Annotated in this window: 13 protein-coding genes and 1 riboswitch; of the genes, 6 read left to right on the top strand and 7 right to left on the bottom strand. The window is 59.8% G+C overall.

The window, feature by feature from the left end; genetic code table 11:
* Window positions 1–279 precede the first annotated feature (279 nt).
* Window positions 280–969, bottom strand: a complete 690-nt coding sequence (locus tag HNH97_RS00990) for a GntR family transcriptional regulator (RefSeq protein ID WP_110914115.1) — start codon at window positions 967–969, stop codon at window positions 280–282.
* A 376-nt stretch (window positions 970–1345) separates the two neighbouring features.
* On the opposite strand from HNH97_RS00990, the gene HNH97_RS00995 reads away from it, so the two are divergent.
* The 3 genes from HNH97_RS00995 (at window position 1346) to HNH97_RS01005 (ending at window position 6500) form a co-directional block, all read left to right on the top strand.
* Complete coding sequence (locus HNH97_RS00995) at window positions 1346–2620, top strand: cation:dicarboxylate symporter family transporter (protein ID WP_171789529.1); 1275 nt, start codon at window positions 1346–1348, stop codon at window positions 2618–2620.
* A gap of 148 nt (window positions 2621–2768) precedes the next feature.
* A complete protein-coding gene (locus HNH97_RS01000) occupies window positions 2769–5045 on the top strand; it encodes a TonB-dependent receptor (protein ID WP_244949175.1) in 2277 nt (758 codons plus the stop codon).
* A 222-nt stretch (window positions 5046–5267) separates the two neighbouring features.
* A complete protein-coding gene (locus HNH97_RS01005; protein WP_171789530.1) occupies window positions 5268–6500 on the top strand; it encodes a pyridoxal-phosphate-dependent aminotransferase family protein in 1233 nt (410 codons plus the stop codon).
* Between the two features lie 78 nt (window positions 6501–6578).
* On the opposite strand, the gene HNH97_RS01010 is transcribed toward HNH97_RS01005, so the two are convergent.
* From HNH97_RS01010 to HNH97_RS01025, 4 genes are read right to left on the bottom strand one after another with little or no spacing between them, the layout of a single operon-like run.
* On the bottom strand, window positions 6579–7337 hold the full coding sequence (locus tag HNH97_RS01010; RefSeq protein WP_171789531.1) for an ABC transporter ATP-binding protein: 759 nt from the start codon (window positions 7335–7337) through the stop codon (window positions 6579–6581).
* The gene (locus tag HNH97_RS01015) at window positions 7334–8287 is read right to left on the bottom strand and encodes a FecCD family ABC transporter permease (RefSeq protein WP_216657478.1); all 954 of its coding nucleotides are present in this window, start codon (window positions 8285–8287) and stop codon (window positions 7334–7336) included. Before HNH97_RS01015 ends, HNH97_RS01010 begins: the two co-directional genes overlap by 4 nt.
* Before the next feature lie 50 nt (window positions 8288–8337).
* Window positions 8338–9168: an ABC transporter substrate-binding protein gene (locus HNH97_RS01020; protein WP_407716849.1), complete on the bottom strand. Its 831-nt coding sequence runs from the start codon at window positions 9166–9168 to the stop codon at window positions 8338–8340.
* A gap of 10 nt (window positions 9169–9178) precedes the next feature.
* Window positions 9179–11278, bottom strand: a complete 2100-nt coding sequence (locus HNH97_RS01025) for a TonB-dependent receptor plug domain-containing protein (protein ID WP_171789534.1) — start codon at window positions 11276–11278, stop codon at window positions 9179–9181.
* Window positions 11279–11397: 119 nt separating this feature from the next.
* A riboswitch (cobalamin riboswitch) is annotated at window positions 11398–11616 on the bottom strand.
* Window positions 11617–11759: 143 nt separating this feature from the next.
* On the opposite strand from HNH97_RS01025, the gene HNH97_RS01030 reads away from it, so the two are divergent.
* From HNH97_RS01030 to HNH97_RS01040, 3 genes are read left to right on the top strand one after another with little or no spacing between them, the layout of a single operon-like run.
* Window positions 11760–12242, top strand: a complete 483-nt coding sequence (locus tag HNH97_RS01030; protein ID WP_171789535.1) for a PadR family transcriptional regulator — start codon at window positions 11760–11762, stop codon at window positions 12240–12242.
* A gap of 2 nt (window positions 12243–12244) precedes the next feature.
* Complete coding sequence (locus HNH97_RS01035) at window positions 12245–12817, top strand: DUF1700 domain-containing protein (RefSeq protein WP_171789536.1); 573 nt, start codon at window positions 12245–12247, stop codon at window positions 12815–12817.
* A gap of 18 nt (window positions 12818–12835) precedes the next feature.
* Entirely contained in the window at window positions 12836–13621 is a 786-nt protein-coding gene (locus HNH97_RS01040; protein ID WP_171789537.1) for a GIN domain-containing protein, read from the top strand.
* Window positions 13622–13651: 30 nt separating this feature from the next.
* Here the strand turns inward: HNH97_RS01040 and HNH97_RS17695 are convergent, their stop codons facing one another.
* Together HNH97_RS17695 and HNH97_RS01045 are read right to left on the bottom strand one after the other, a co-directional pair.
* Window positions 13652–13873, bottom strand: coding sequence for a hypothetical protein (locus HNH97_RS17695; protein ID WP_216657469.1), 222 nt, complete (start codon window positions 13871–13873; stop codon window positions 13652–13654).
* 203 nt (window positions 13874–14076) lie between these two features.
* On the bottom strand, window positions 14077–15699 hold the full coding sequence (locus HNH97_RS01045; RefSeq protein ID WP_171789538.1) for an ABC-F family ATP-binding cassette domain-containing protein: 1623 nt from the start codon (window positions 15697–15699) through the stop codon (window positions 14077–14079).
* Window positions 15700–16039 lie beyond the last annotated feature (340 nt).

Below are 16039 nucleotides of genomic sequence, written 5' to 3' on the forward strand. Positions count from 1 at the left end.
CTGGAGAAGGCTCCGGACTGCCTTCGAGAATGCAAGGAGCAGATGCGCAATCACAAAGGACGTGCTGTTCCCCCTGACGCATGCCGTCGGATCGTCGATAAGGGGTATGGCAGCAACAGGGAAGCACCAGTCTTCATGACAGGCATCGTCATGGACGGCGATACAAGGGGGAAAGCTGTTCGGAAAACCGGGGGACTGGCGTCATGTCACACCATGTTATGCGCGCCACGTCCGTCATCTTCCGGTTGCCGTAAAGGGGCCTGCGTATGCAGACGGAAGTCATCCCGCCTGAAGGGCTGCCTTCAGATGTTCCAGCCGATTTGAGACATGACGGTAATTCAGTGCCTTCTCGACATGCCGCAGGTGGACATCCATCAACCTTGCGGCTTCCGTTGGATCCCCCTTTTCGAGGGCATCAATGATCTGGCCATGTTCGCAGCATGATTCATGCGCGTCATGGGTAGACTGGTACAGGGCGGCAATCAGAACGGTTCGTGTCGTCAGGTCCTGCAACAGGGAACCCAGCACGGGATTTCCAAGCGTTTCGGCAAGGCAGACATGGAAATGGCCGAGAAGATAGCTGCGCTGCGCACGGTCACCGGATGCAAGGGCCTGCTGTTCGGACAGGACATGCTCCCGCAGGGTCCGGATCTGGGATGGCTGTATGTCGTCTATGGTGACAAGCATCCCGACCTCCAGCGCGCGGCGGGCGTCGATCGTATGGCGCGCCTCCTCCACCGAAGGTTCAATGACGAACCATCCCCGGCGGGGCGAGACTTCGACAATGCCGCGGGCCTGCAGGCGCATCATCGCCTCCCGGACAAGCGTGCGGGAGACATTGAAGATCTGCGAAAGGTCCTTTTCGCCCAACCGCTCCCCCGGGGCGATCTGACCCGACAGGGCCGCCCGGATGATACGATCCTCGATGATGTGAGGATTCCTGTCGGCCGTTTTATCCTGCTCTTGCATACCAGATAGTATGCGCAACCTCTCCCGCTTTGGCAACGGAATCAACGCGTAGGCAGGCATCTTCCGGTTACAGGCGACGCATCTCCGGACGGTATGCCTGATAAAATCCGCGGGCATAAAAAACGATCCCGAAACATCTTAATTCAAGATAATATACTGATTATAAAGTGTTTATTTTTCAGTTAGAGCATTATCAACATATTGTGATATCCGATTTCGTAATTGTTTCGATTTTTCATATGTCCCCGTTCCGGTTTGCATTATATCTTGTATGCAAGATTGTATTCTTTGCAGTCGGGTTTTTGATAGACCATTTGATGTTCAAGGATGCTGGCAACCAAACACCGGCATCTGGAAAGCTGTAGAGTGTAACGAGATGCGTTTTTGCCGATCGCTGTTTTTCCAGATTGTGCTGGCAACCGTGCTCGGCATCGCGTCTGGTCTTGCAACCCCGGATGTTGCGGTGCTGCTTAAACCGCTGAGTGACCTGTTCCTCAGGCTGATCTCCATGCTTGTGGGCCCGCTTGTCTTCTGCGTGGTGGTACAGGGTATTGCCGGTGCAGGCAGCCTGCGCACGGTGGGTCGGATCGGCCTGAAGGCTCTGGTCTATTTTGAAGCCGTCACCACCATCGCCCTGTGCCTTGGCTTGGCAACGGCGGCCGTGTTTCAGCCCGGGGCCGGAATGCATATCGACGCCGGTACGCTGACACAAGGCCCGGCGTCACAGTTCGGGGAAAGTGCAGCGGCCCTGCGTAATGATGGACCTGTGGGATTCGTCCTTCATCTCGTTCCCCAGACTCCCCTTGCTGCGTTTGTCCATAATGATGTGTTGCAGATCCTTGTTTTCGCAATCCTGTTTGGCTGTGGACTGTCGATCGCCGGGGAACAGGGGAACCCCGCGGCGGTACTGATCGACTCAATCACGACTGTCCTGTTCCGCATCATGGGCATGGTCATCCGGGTCGCCCCGCTTGGGGTGCTGGGGGCCGTTGCCTATACGGTCGGGCATTTCGGCATCCGCTCCATGGGGCAGCTTGGGGCCTTTGTCGGGCTGTATTTCCTGCTGGTCATCCTGTTCGTCCTTGTCGGGCTTGGCGTTCTGCTGCGCCTGTGCGGGGTCGGTATTTTCTCCTTCATCTGGTACCTGCGCGCGGAACTGGCGGTTGTCATGGCGACGACATCATCAGATGCGGTACTTCCGCAGATCATGGAAAAACTTGTTGCCATTGGCGTCCCGCGTGATGTCGTGGGACTGGTCATTCCGGCGGGATATTCCTTCAACCTGGATGCGCTTTCCATATATCTCGGGCTTGCGGTGCTGTTCCTGGCCCAGGCATCCGGCATTCACCTGACATGGACACAGATTTTCCTGGTCACGGGCACCGCCCTGGTCACGTCAAAGGGCGCCCATGGCGTGCCCGGGGTCGGGATTGTCATTCTGGCCGCGACACTGGCGGTCGTGCCGGAAATTCCACAAGCAGGACTGGTTTTACTGGTTGCGGTGGACTGGTTCGTCGGGATTGCCCGCGCGGTGGGCAATATCATGGGGAACTGTGTCGCAACCCTTGTGATCGCGAAATGGGAGGGACGTCTTGATGGCGTCGCCACACAGCGCGCCCTGCGGCAGGCCCGCGCGCCCTCATCCGAATAAAGTAAAAAACTCCAATCCGGGACATAAACTGTTCTTTTTATTGACGATGGAAAAATAACGTTACAAGACGAGGCACCTCATGTCATCCTGTCTATTCTTCGTAAAATCACGTCTGGGACTTGCGGCATCGGTTTCCTGTATTGCAATCATGCAGGTCTCGTCTCTTTCCGCCGCGACACCGATGGCGGTGCAGAAGGCCACCGGCCCACACACCCGTCCAACACCCGCGCCGGGTTCACACAGGGGTCATGCCGCCACGCCCCCTGCCGCGCCGGAAAGCATCAAGGTCAGCACGGCGCGCGCGGTAAAGTTCCGACAGGAACAGCATGTGCCGGATTCCGCGACGCACATAACGGGCACGGAACTGGTGGAACGGAACGTGCGGGCCATGACGGACCTGATCCGGGTTGCGCCCAACCTGAGCATCCAGCCATCCAACGGGTCTGCCGGCCTGAATTTCATGCTGCGCGGCGTGGGGATGGCGGATCTGACACAGAACAACATTCCCTCTGTCATGCCATATGTCGATGGCGTCGCCCTGCCCGTCACGGTCATGACATCCGCGATCATGTATGACATGGACAATGTCTCGGTAAATCCGGGACAATCCGGCTTTACGCATGGCATGACCACCACCGGCGGCGAAATCAACTTCCACACGGCCGATCCCACACCGCAGTTTCATGCAGGCGTGACGGAAGATATCGCCAGTTACGGCCGCAACCGTGTGGAGGGCTACATCTCCGGGCCGATATCGCGTTCGGTTTCATACCGCATTTCGGGGATGTCGATGACGGGTGGCGGCTTCCAGCATAACAGCCAGGGGGTCGGTTATGGTAACGCGGATATCGGCGCCCTGCGCGGCAAGCTGAAATGGCAGATTGATGATACGATGCGCCTCGACGTTGGCGGGCACTGGAGCACCGACCAGTCGGATGCCCCGGCGGGCGCGGTGATGGTCAACAGTTATGGCGTGCCGGCCAGTACGGACCTGATGCAGACCAACTGGGGCCTGAGCAAGCAGTTCGCCAATGCCATCGGAATCAACCCGGCCAACCAGAAGCCGCGTGAAAACAACCTGTCATGGGGGGTGAATATTCGTTTCACCAAGGAATTCAACTGGGGCAAGCTGACATCCACCAGCGCGTATGAAGCACTGGACGAACATGAACTGTCGGACCAGACCAATACGGCACTCGCCTATGGCAATATGTACCGCAACAACCAGACCAACTTCTTTTCGCAGGAAATAAACCTGCAATCGCGCAATCCGGCGGACCGCCTGCAGTGGCTGGTGGGAATGTACTACAATCGCGGCCGGACGCATGACAATTTCTGGTATGACATGTCAGATCGCTATGCATCGAGTGATGATGGCAAATATTTCTACAAGACCGACTACGGGCAGGATGAACAGACATTCAACCAGTACGCACAGCTTTCGTACCGTCTGGTACGCGGACTGCGTCTGATTGGTGCGATCAGCCATGAATCCGATGATCGGCAGCTTCTGAACCTGGTGGGTACGACCTATGAGGGCACAGGTGCGCCGAAAATCCAGTCATTCGGGTCCAGCGGTGCGCTGGCCAACCAGTTTTCCGGCCGGGTGGGACTGGAATATCAGGTCACGCCCGACATCATGACCTATGTCGATTTCCGCCGTGGTTTCAAGCCCGGCGGGTTCTCGGCCAACATGACGAGCGTCTCCGCGCAGTTGCGTCCCTTCAAGCCCGAACAGGTGCTGAGCTACGAAGGCGGGTTCAAGACCTCCTTCATGCATGACCGTATCCGCTTCAATGCGGCCGGTTTCTATTATGATTATCGTGACCAGCAGCTTCTGGGCACGATTGTCGTGCCGCAATATGGCACGGAAGGCACGTATGTTAATGCGCCGCGCTCCTATATCTATGGCGCGGAATTCAATGCGATGGTCCGCCCCTTCCGCGGCATGATGCTGACGCAGAATTTCGGCTACCAGCACGGCGTGTACAGCCAGTATCAGGGCGTCAACAAATCCGCCACCACGGACCTGTATAATGCGACCGGGCAATGGACGGCGGTCAATACCAATTACAATGGCGCCTCCATGGGACTGGCCAACCTGACGCTCAGCGGGTCCGCAACCTATACATGGAAAGTACTGCGCAACTACCGCATGACGTTTGATGTCGATTACAGCTACCGTGGCGCACAGACCCAGCCGCAATATATCGGCTATGGCGGGTATTATCGTGCTCCCGCCTATTTCCTGGTCAACAGCTTCCTGACATTCTCCGCCCCGCAGCAGCACTGGTCCGTGACCGTTTACGGGCAGAACCTTGCCGACCGGCATTACTGGCTGTCAGGTGGCACGCAGTCCACTTTCTACTCCGTCATTCCGGGGAACCCGCGCTTCGTGGGCGCGCGGATCAACTACACTTACTGACCCATCAGGACGTAGTGAGGTCGGGTTCTGGTAACGGCACAGACGGCACAGACGGCAGGAAATATTCATACGGATGCATGATGGAAACGACACCTGCGGTCCCCGTGCGGTCACACGCTACGGGGGCAGGTGCTGCTGACCGGTTCGCATGACCGATGCGGATACGGACAAGGCCCTGCGGGCAAAGATTGGCTTTATCGGACTTTTTGAGAGACGTTTCGGATGACCCAGACATTTTACGGCCAGATCAATCCTCCCGCCCGGCTTCTGATGGGGCCGGGGCCGGTGAATGCACACCCGCGCGTCCTTCGCGCCATGGCCGCCGACATGCTGGGCCAGTTCGACCCGGAGATGACGGGCTACATGAACCAGACGATGGACCTCTACCGTCAGGTTTTCATGACCGAAAACCGCTGGACCTTCCTTGTGGACGGCACGGCCCGCGCCGGGATCGAGGCGTCGCTGGTCTCCCTGGTTGAACCGGGCATGACGCTGCTGATCGTGCGTGCGGGTCGTTTCGGGCTGCTGCTGTCCGAAATTGCACAGCGGAGCGGCGCGGAAATCACAACACTGGACATTCCATGGGGCGAGGTCGCGACGCTGGAACAGATCGAGGACGCGATCCTCACCCATCGCCCGCATGTGCTGGCCTGCATCCATGGCGATACATCCACCACCATGGCCCAGCCACTGGATGGCGTGGGGGCATTGTGCCGCAAATACGATGTGCTGTCCTATGTTGACACCACCGCCACGCTGGGCGGCATGGAGGTTGCAACCGACCGCTGGGGCGTGGACGTGGTCAGCGGGGGCCTGCAGAAATGCATGGGGGGACCGCCGGGTTCGGCACCTGTCACCATTTCCGACCGCGCGACGGAACATATCTTCGCCCGTCGCCATGTCGAGGCCGGAATCCGCAGCAGCGACATGCGCGATGGTACGCGTGCGCGTATCCCGTCCAACTATCTCGACCTCGCCATGATCATGGATTACTGGTCCGAACGGCGCCTGAACCACCATACCGAGGCGACCAGCATGCTCTACGCCGCGCGCGAGGCCGCCTGCATTGTGCTGGAAGAAGGATTGCAGGCCCGTTTTGCCCGTCATGCCCGTGCGTCCCGCGCGATGTGCGCCGGCCTGCGCGCGATGGGTCTGGACCTGTTCGGGGGGGATGAGTGCCGCATGACCAACGTGACCGGCGTCTGCATCCCCAGGGGCGTTGATGGCGAGAAGGTGCGCGCCCGCATGCGCGAGGATTTCGAGATCGAAATCGGTTCCGCCTTCGGCCCGTTGCAGGGCCGGATCTGGCGCATCGGGGCCATGGGTTACAATGCGGAGAAATCGAAGGTGCTGCTCACCCTCGGCGCGCTGGAAGCCGTGCTGCGCGGCGAAGGTCATGCCTTTGCCGCAGGCGCGGGGGTTGATGCCGCACTGGCGACTTACCGGAAAGAATAAGGCCGTCGTCATGGCTTATATCCCGGGCCATGCGGCGCAGGATGTCAGGAGGCGGAATGACGCGACATGCTGCACACGCTAGCGACACAGGGTCCATGGCAGCACCGCATTTTCGACCCGCCGGACCGTGACCCCATAAACCGTGCGCATGATATCATCATCCAGCACCTGCATGGCTGGGCCATGACGGATGACGGCACCATCATCCATCAGAACCAGTTCATCACAGAAGCGGGTCGCAAGCACCAGATCATGCAGCACGATGACGATCCCCTTCCCCTGCCCCGTCTGCTGGCGGAAAAGCTGCATCATGGACAGGGCATGCGCCGGGTCGAGTGCCGCGATCGGCTCATCGGCCAGTATGACCGGCGTGTCGGTCGCCAGCGCACGCGCCAGGTGCATGCGCGCCCGTTCCCCCCCTGACAGGTGACTGGCCGGGCGGGTGTGCAGGTTCAGCAGGCCGGTGACCCCAAGGGCATGGTCCACCGCCGGGTGACGGGCGGCATGGTCATTGACCTGCCCATGCGGCAGACGCCCGAGTGCCACCAGCGCGCGCACCGGCATGGGCGGTGGTGTCCCCCCATCCTGCGCGATGAAGGCAAGCTGCCGGGCGCGCAGCGCCGGGGGGACCTGACCCATGCCGCGATCCAAGAGCCGGATATCCCCGCAATCGGGGGGCTCCAGCCCCGCCAGCAGGCGCATGAAGGTGCTTTTGCCTGCGCCATTCGGCCCGATCAGGCCAATGACCCGTCCCTTCGCAAGGGTCAGGGACGCGGCCGAGACGACAGCCCGATCCCCACGCCGGAGCGAGACATCACGTGCCTGCAGCAGGATCATGATGCGGCTCTTTTCAGCATGATGACCCGGGCGAAGAAAACCGGCGCCCCCACCAGCGCCGTCAGCACGCCCAGTTGCAGTTCAGGTCCGACCGTCACCAGACGCACCACCATGTCCGCCAGCAGCAGCAGCAGGCTGCCCCCCAGGAAGGACGGCACAAGCAGACGTGACGGCTGATATCCCGTCAGCGGCCGCAGCAGGTGCGGCACCACCAGCCCCACAAAACCGATCGCCCCCGAAACCGCCACGCAGGATCCCACGGCCAGCGCCGCCCCCAGCACGATCCGCGTCTGGATGCCCCGCAGGCCATGCAGCCGGAAACCAAGGCTCTCCGCCACGTCCTCCCCCAGTGTCAGCGCATCCAGCGCGCGCCCCGCGGACAGCATAAGCAGCGTGCCGCACACCACACCCGGCAGGCAGATCCAGACATGGGTGAAGGTCCGGTCCGTCAGCGACCCCATGAGCCAGTGCATGATCTCGAATGACGCATAGGGACTGGGCACAAGGTTCAGCACCAGCGCAGTCAGGGCCGCCGCAAAACTGCTGAGCGCCGCCCCCGCCAGCAGCAGCACCAGCGTGCCGCCGCGTCCCACCAGTCCCATCAGCACGGCGGCCGCACACAGCGCGCCCGTCAGCCCCCCCAGCGGCAGGGCCGCGATGGAAACCTGCATGAGGCCGGTATAGAACACGCTGACCGCCCCGAGTGCGGCCCCACCCGATACACCCAGAATGCCGGGATCGGCCAGCGGATTGCGCAGATATCCCTGCAACACGGCGCCCGACAGGCCCAGCGTCCCGCCCACCATGATGGCCAGCAGGGTGCGCGGCAGGCGCAGTTGCCCCACGATAATCGCCCCGGCGCCATGCCGTCCCGCCAGAATGTCCGCCAGCGCATGCGAAAACATGATGCGGGTTTCCCCCCACATGAGCGACGCGCCAAACAGTCCCATAACACCAGTCAGGAGCACGACATTCAGCAGCAGGATTTTAGGGGCTGATTTCACGGGGCGGACATTTCAAGGTTGTGGCGCGCGGTACGCAGCATGACGACACTGTCGAGTGTCTGCGGCAGGCCACACAGCCATAGCCGCGCGGGCACGTCCAGATGATGGGGGCCTGCAAAGGCTTCCTCCAACGCCGGATGGTCCAGCATGGACTGGGCAAGGGACGTCCCCTTCCCCGAACGGTCAAGGATCAGCAGGTCGGGCGGCCGTGCGATCAGCAGTTCCATGGAAAACCGTGAAGAGGCCTGATGGTCCATGAGCGTTGCGTAATTGCGAAATCCCGCATGGGCAAGGACATCATCCGAAAGCGATCCGGCATGGGTGACAAACCCATTGGCGGCATAGACCGCCGCCGTGGGATCGGTGGGACTGCGCCCGACCGGAAGGGAGGCCAGGCGCGTGGCAAAGGCCGTGGCCAGTTGCCGCCCCCGTTCAGGCACGCCGATGGCATTGGCGACCGTCATGATCTGGGCCGGAATATCCGTCAGGGACCTGGCGGGCGGCAATGCGATCACCTGCGCGCCCCCATCCCGTCCCGCCTGCATCGCAACAGCCGCCGTATAGACGCCGCCCAGCACGACATCGGGATGGGACGCCACGATATTTTCCGCCGTGGGCCGCAGGACCGGAACATGCTGCGCCTGTTCGCACAATACCGCGTTCCAGCAGTCCCGGGCCAGTGGCGTGACCCCCACGATCTGCCCCGGTTCGGCCAGCAGCAGCAGCAACTGATCGGTGCAGAGGTTCAGCGAGGCCACGCGCGGCAGCGCCCATGCCTGCGTCAATGGGACACAGGCCAGGAAACCGGCCACAACTGCTTCCACCATGCCTTTCATGTCAGTAATTCAGCGTAAACCCGCCATAACCGGCGCGACCGGGTTGCAGGTAGCCGATTGGCTCCTCAAACTGGCGGTTCAGCAGGTTGTCCGCCCGGGCATAGACGGAAACATAGCGGTTGATTTTATAATTGGCGGCCACGTCGATGGTAAAATATCCATGCCCCCTGCCGCATGTGCTGCAGGACTCGCTGCCGATGACCGGCAGGTCACGCCAACTGCTCGTATACAGGATGTTCCCTGAAAATGTCAGGTCGCGGATGGGGGTCCATGTCGTGTTGAAATTGAATTTGTGCTGTGGGCGACGCTGGAGTTCGTCATGGGTCGCCTCGTCCCGGGTATGGGTCCAGGTATAGCTCAGGTTGAACTCAAGGCTACTGAGTGCCTTCCAGTCCAGAAAGGCCTCCACCCCGTACATCCGTGCCTTTGCGACATTGGCGTAGGAATAATTGTAATCATACGAAGAATCTATCGACAGGGAGGACTGGATCAGGTTCCGGACCCTGTTGTCATACCATGTCGCACCAAAATTCAGGCGGTCATGCAGCAGTTTCTGTTCCACCCCCGCGTCATAGCCGATCAACTGCTCGGCCTTCAGGTCGGGATTGCCTTTTTCCGAATACCCGACGCCCACCTGATTGACGAAAAGCTGGTACAGGGAGGGGCCATGAAAGCCTGAACCGGCGCTGGCCTTGATGATGGTTCCGCTGCCGGGCACATGGATTGCGGGCGCGACACGCCATGTCACATGGTTGCCGTAGCGTGAATTGGCGTCATAGCGGATATTGGCCGCACCATAGAGGATGTGCTTCCAGTTTCCCTGATACTGCCCGTAACCTGCGGTCGTATCCATGCTGGCGGATGTATCATATCCGCTATCCCACATGTCGGCGGCCGTATGGCTGGTGTTGAACGTATCATGGAAATGTTCGGCACCGATCAGCACCTGACCATACCGTTTGAAATCGAACGTGCCGTGCCAGTCCACCTTCAGTCTGCTGGAGCGGTAATAATCCGGGTCGGGGTTGACCGGACTGCCATAACTTGTCCCCGTCTCCGTCCAGCGGTTGCGGTTGGTCATGTAACCAAGGCCCAGCACCTGATCGAAAAGCCCGTGGAAGGACACCAGATGCGCCGTCCCGCGGACGATGGCCTCATTCTGGTTGGTCTGTTCCCGCACACCTTTATCACCGTACAGATTTTCACTCTGCAGGTCATACAATGAATAGGAATGATTGTTGCCCTGCACCAGGCGCGCCGTCAGGCCAAGGTCAAGATTGCGGGTCACGTCATAGCCCAGCCTGATATTGGCGCTCCGGTTGTCATTGCGGTTGCCTTCGTGCCGCTGCTGATGATCGGCGCCATAATACCGTTCGATATAGGATGGGATATTATTGAATCCCTCCATCCGGTAATGGGACAATTCAACATTGTAATGAAAGCGCCCCTGGCCGCCACGTACGCCAAGGGTCTGGTTGAAGGTTCCGTAACCACCGCCCTCGATACGGACAAACGGCCTGAAACGCCCCTGCCCCTGCGCCGTGGTGACGTCGATGACCCCCGCCATGGCGTCCGCGCCATACAGGCCGCTTTGCGGACCACGCAGGATCTCGATCCGTCCCATGCCATCGGTCACGAACTGACCGGCATCGAATGCACCAGTTGAGGAACTGCCGTCATTGATGTCCATGCCATCAAGGCGGACCTTGACCTCGTTGGGATTATTGCCACGCATGTAGATGAAGGAGACACCACCCGCCCCGCCCGTCTGCACCACGTTCAGGCCGGGCTGGCGTGTTAGGATATCCGTCAGGCTGCGCCGTTGCTGGGTCTGGATCTGCTTTTCGGTGATGATGGTCATGCTGGTGCCGATATCATCGGCCGATGTCGGCCTGCGCGCGGCACTCACGCTGATCTGGTCGGGCAGGCCATCAGCTCCCGGCAAGACAACCGCCTTCGATTTTCCATTCCGGATGACATACTGCCTGACGGCCTGTTTTTGTGGCGTATCCTGCCCGGCGGCCGTATCGGCATGCGCCATGGCAGCCCCCGCTGTCATCAATATGGTCGAGGCAATCAGCAGATTACGGAAAAAACTCATCGGGTCCAGGTCTCGCGGTCACATCATCGTTGCCACGAGAGCGCGTTGCCACAGGCCGTCCGATCCGCACGGGATCCCGTAACACCACACCGTCAGGACACCCCGCCCGACAGTTCCCGGTCGCAACCATCATGACGGCAGGTCTCCTGGCTCACGGCGTGGGGGCCTGCACAACCTTCCCGGAAAACCGCGGTTTCCAGTGGCCCGGATGGTAACATCCGGTAATGCAAGGCCAGACCGTTTACAGTTGCGGGGACAGCAGGAGCATTGGATCGCAATCCGCACTCCATTCCCTTTTCATCCCCCCGAAAGGGGACACCGTCGGGACGGTTCTGATCGGATGGGGCGGTCTTGTCAACCCGGCCTTCCATGGGCCTTCCGCCACTTCGCCACCCGCACCGGACACGAAACAGAAATTTCAAAACAGGTACCTTGCAATGAATGGTTCTGGTTACTATAAGGTAACTGTCTATGCATTCTTATGGCCTATGGTCGAACGTCCCTGAAAAGATGCGCGAACGGTCTGAAAACTGGAAAGGCTGTGGAACCCAACCTTGTTCAATTCAAGAAGGGCGTGCTGGAACCATGCGTACTGGCCCTGTTGTCGCAGGCTGATTCCTACGGCTATGACATCGCCAGCCGATTGTCCGATGCCATAGAAATGGGCGAGGGCACCATCTATCCCCTCATGCGGCGAATGCAGAAAGATGGGCTTGTTTCGACATATTTTGTTGAATCTTCGTCTGGTCCACCGCGAAAATATTATACCCTGACGGAAAAAGGACGTGAAAGCCTGCATGCACAGCGCAGGGCATGGACGACCTTTACCCGGGCGGTGTCCGCCATCCTTGGCGTTCCCCCCACATCCGACAGTGCGACTGAACCATCTTCTTCACCTGCGGAACCTGCCGACATGCACAGGTCCCCCTCGCTCACCGTGCAGAAAAACACCGGGAACACATAGCCATGAACAGCAGACAGATGTTCCTTGACCAATTGCGCGCTGGCCTCAGAGGGCTGCCGCGGCATGTGATTGATGATATCGTTTCTGAATATGAAACGCATTTCGGTGAAGGGCATGCCGCCGGCCGATCCGACAGCGATATTGCCGCCGCCCTGGGTGATCCTGTGCGTCTGGCCCGCGAATTGCGGGCCGAAACGGGGTTGCGCCGGTGGGAGGATGAACGGAACCTGACGAATGCGCTGGGCGCGGTCGTGGGAGTATTCGGTCTGGCGGCCGTGGACTTTCTTGTCGTGCTTCCGGTGCTGACGACACTGGCGGCGCTGGACCTGGCCTTTTTTGTTACCGGGATTACCATCTGCCTGATCGGCAGCCTTCTCCTGCCGCTGGCTGTTGTCCACCTTGCCCCGGATTTCGGCGGCGACTGGCTTCAGGGCCTGCTGGTCAGCCTTGGACTGGCAAGTGGCGGCGCGTCCCTCATGGCGTTATGTGTCCTTTTTACCGTCGGGATGGTCAATCTCCTCGTCCGCTATGGTCGCGCGCACTATCGCCTGATAGCCCCCTCTTTTCCTGCCTGAGTGTAAGGAATTACAGTCATGATCCGCGGTATTACAATGATTGCGCTGGGCGGGGCCGCCCTGTCACTGACATGTTTCGGTATCGCATCGTCCCGTGCCCCGCTGGGATTTCCATTCTCCATGTTTGACGGGACAGGTGACGCCATCTCCTCCCCTGCCGAAACCCGCGTCCTGCCGTGGCCGGGTGGGCATATGCTTTCGATCAACCTGCCCGCGCGCGTGATCTATCAGCAAGCCCCGCAAAGTAGCATCACCGTCACGGGATCGGAGCGTCTGGTGCGTGCCGTCGCGCTAAATGGGGATAGTCTGGATATGCAGGGGAATAAACCCCATGATATTGGATGGCGCAATGACAGGATGACCGTTACTGTCACGTCACCAGAACTCAATACTTTGAAACTTAACGGTTTTGGATCACTCTATTTACGTGATTACCACCAACCCACCCTCACGCTGGCGATCAATGGCGCCACCAGCGTCAAGGGAAATGGACAGGCCGACAATGTCACACTGTCGGTCGCCGGTGCGGGTTCCGTTGACCTTGCGGCCATGGAGATGAAGGACCTGAATGTCTCCGTCACTGGCGCCGGGTCGGTCCGCTCAGGCCCGACCGGCCATGCCGTCATTTCCATAGACGGGGCAGGCTCGGTCAAACTGACACGGGTACCTGAATCGTTGAGCAAGGAGGTAGGCGGCATTGGTTCCATCTCTGTCCCCCACGACGCCATATCGGCACAGGTCAGCAGTCCCCGTCCAGTCCCCTCCCCGACAGATCAGGAACAGGGGGAAAAAATCGCCATGTAGATCCGCCGGGCAATGACCGGCGAACGATTTTCAGGACGATTTCCCCCTTGCAATCCACAGGATAAGGGACGGCAAAAAGAAATAGGACACCACGCCAGCCAGAAGCCAGGGCATCAGGTAAGACATGTCGGTATGCAGTACGAACCGGCAAAAAAGGTTGCCCAGGCCGAGCATGGCGATCACGCAGAAGCACACCCCCGCATTCGCCAGAGGCGTACGGTCATGATTGATTTCCTGAAGTTTCTGTAGCAATGGCCTTACTCCGTAGATCCTGATCCCCACTGTTTCTAATGGGTCGGGCGCGGGTTATCCAGACCACATCGCGCCATGGCCATGCGTATCATAAAAATCCGACTTCACCGGTCCTGTCCGAACATGGCATGGTGCCAGCGCCATCGCTGCCGCAACATCCACGGACGTATCGCCCCCACGCCGTCCTGACACAGCCTGCAGCCTCATGCATGCAGGCCCGGTGCTTCGCGGCCGGTGCGGGCGACATATTCCGTGTAGCCACCGTCGTAGCGATGGAGTCCTTCTGGCGTGAGTTCCAGAACGCGGTTGGAAAGCGCGGCCAGAAAATGACGGTCATGGGAGACAAAAAGCATCGTGCCGTCATAATCGGCCAGAGCCGTGATCAGCATTTCCTTGGTGGCGATATCGAGATGGTTGGTAGGCTCATCAAGCACCAGGAAGTTCGGCGGATCGAACAGCATCAGGGCCAGGACCAGGCGGGCCTTTTCACCGCCGGACAGGACACGGCACAGTTTGTCGATGTCATCGCCGGAGAAGCCAAAGCTGCCTGCCAATGACCGGAGCGCCCCCTGGGGAGCCAGTGGGAAAGCAGTGTTCAGGGTTTCGAAAATTGTAAGATCGCCGTCCAGCAGGTCCATGGCATGCTGCGCGAAATACCCCATCCTGACGCTACCGCCGAGTGTAACCGTTCCAGCGTCCGGTTCGGTCGTGCCGGTGACAAGTTTCAGCAGGGTTGATTTGCCGGCCCCGTTGATGCCGAGCACGCAGCAGCGCTCCTGACGGCGAATCAGCAGGTCGAGGTCATGATAGATGACCCTGCTGCCATAGGCCTTGTCCACACCGCGCAGGTTGACGACCGCATCGCCCGAGCGGGGGGCTGGCGGGAAGGTGAAGGAAAGGGTCTGGTGACGTTTCGGGGGCTCGATACGATCGATCTTGTCCAGTTTCTTGACCCTGCTCTGCACCTGTGCGGCATGGGAAGCCCGAGCCTTGAAACGCTCGATGAAGGCGACTTCCTTGGCCAGCATGGCCTGCTGACGGTCAAACTGTGCCTGCTGCTGCTTTTCGTTCAGGGCGCGCTGCTGTTCATAGAATTCGTAATCACCGGAAAAGCTTGACAATACGCCGCCGTCAATTTCGATCACCTTGTTGATGATCCGGTTCATGAAAGCCCGGTCGTGCGAGGTCATCAGCAGGGCGCCGTCATAGCCAGCCAGGAACTGCTCCAGCCAGATAAGGCTTTCGAGGTCGAGATGGTTGCTCGGTTCATCCAGCAGCATCACGTCCGGTTTCATCAGCAGGATGCGCGCCAGCGCCACGCGCATTTTCCATCCACCAGACAGGCGGCCGACATCGCCATCCATCATCTCCTGGCTGAAACCCAGCCCATGCAGGACTTCACGTGCGCGCCCTTCCAGCGCATAGCCGCCCAATTCCTCGAAACGGCTTTGCACTTCGCCGAACCGTTCGAGAATGGTGTCCTGTTCGTCAAAGCGCTCCGGGTCCGCCATAGCCGCTTCCAGTTCGGACAGTTCGGCCCCGATCACGGCCACGGGTCCGGCACCGTCCATCACCTCGGCAACCGCACTGCGGCCCGCCATCTCCCCCACATCCTGGTTGAAGAAACCCACGGTGATGCCGCGCTCGATCAGGACCTGTCCCTCGTCGGGTTCCTCCTGCCCCGTGATCAAGCGGAACAGTGTTGTCTTGCCGGCCCCATTGGGGCCGACCAGCCCGATTTTCTCCCCCTGCCGCAGTGCCGCCGAAGCGTCGATAAAGATCACGCGATGGCCGTTATGCTTGCTGATACTGTCGAGACGGATCATGGGGCCCCAGATAACGAAGGAGAGAGGAAAAGCCGGAGCGCCCTTATCGCGCCCCCCCCACGCATCGTAAATAGCGGGAGTGACGACCGGCAGTTACATCGGGGGAGCGATGCCGGAATAATCGGACATTTCGCCACCTGTCAGTCCAAAACCGGACAGGTTGCCCCCTGAACTGCAGGCACGTCAGGGACGCGGTAATGTCACCCGTAGAGTTCGGACGCCAGCAGGTTCTGAATGCTCAAGGCATTCAGAAAACTGAAGTCATGCAGTGCAGCCGCGGACTGTCCGCCCTTGCGGTCATGCGCACCATATTTTTCGATCCGATCGCCAGTCGTCTTTC

Origin of the sequence: Gluconacetobacter entanii (assembly GCF_013155425.1) — a bacterium.
Classification (GTDB): domain Bacteria; phylum Pseudomonadota; class Alphaproteobacteria; order Acetobacterales; family Acetobacteraceae; genus Novacetimonas; species Novacetimonas entanii.

Bases quoted from the DNA above. Each gene is read 5' to 3' on its own strand.
- HNH97_RS01030 (WP_171789535.1), top strand. From the start codon at position 11,760: ATGGCCTATGGTCGAACGTCCCTGAAAAGATGCGCGAACGGTCTGAAA.
- HNH97_RS00995 (WP_171789529.1), top strand. From the start codon at position 1,346: ATGCGTTTTTGCCGATCGCTGTTTTTCCAGATTGTGCTGGCAACCGTG.
- HNH97_RS01015 (WP_216657478.1), bottom strand. From the start codon at position 8,287: ATGGGACTGTTTGGCGCGTCGCTCATGTGGGGGGAAACCCGCATCATG.
- HNH97_RS01025 (WP_171789534.1), bottom strand. From the start codon at position 11,278: ATGAGTTTTTTCCGTAATCTGCTGATTGCCTCGACCATATTGATGACA.
- HNH97_RS01010 (WP_171789531.1), bottom strand. From the start codon at position 7,337: ATGATCCTGCTGCAGGCACGTGATGTCTCGCTCCGGCGTGGGGATCGG.
- HNH97_RS01005 (WP_171789530.1), top strand. From the start codon at position 5,268: ATGACCCAGACATTTTACGGCCAGATCAATCCTCCCGCCCGGCTTCTG.
- HNH97_RS01040 (WP_171789537.1), top strand. From the start codon at position 12,836: ATGATCCGCGGTATTACAATGATTGCGCTGGGCGGGGCCGCCCTGTCA.
- HNH97_RS01045 (WP_171789538.1), bottom strand. From the start codon at position 15,699: ATGATCCGTCTCGACAGTATCAGCAAGCATAACGGCCATCGCGTGATC.
- HNH97_RS01035 (WP_171789536.1), top strand. From the start codon at position 12,245: ATGAACAGCAGACAGATGTTCCTTGACCAATTGCGCGCTGGCCTCAGA.
- HNH97_RS01000 (WP_244949175.1), top strand. From the start codon at position 2,769: ATGCAGGTCTCGTCTCTTTCCGCCGCGACACCGATGGCGGTGCAGAAG.
- HNH97_RS00990 (WP_110914115.1), bottom strand. From the start codon at position 969: ATGCAAGAGCAGGATAAAACGGCCGACAGGAATCCTCACATCATCGAG.
- HNH97_RS01020 (WP_407716849.1), bottom strand. From the start codon at position 9,168: ATGGTGGAAGCAGTTGTGGCCGGTTTCCTGGCCTGTGTCCCATTGACG.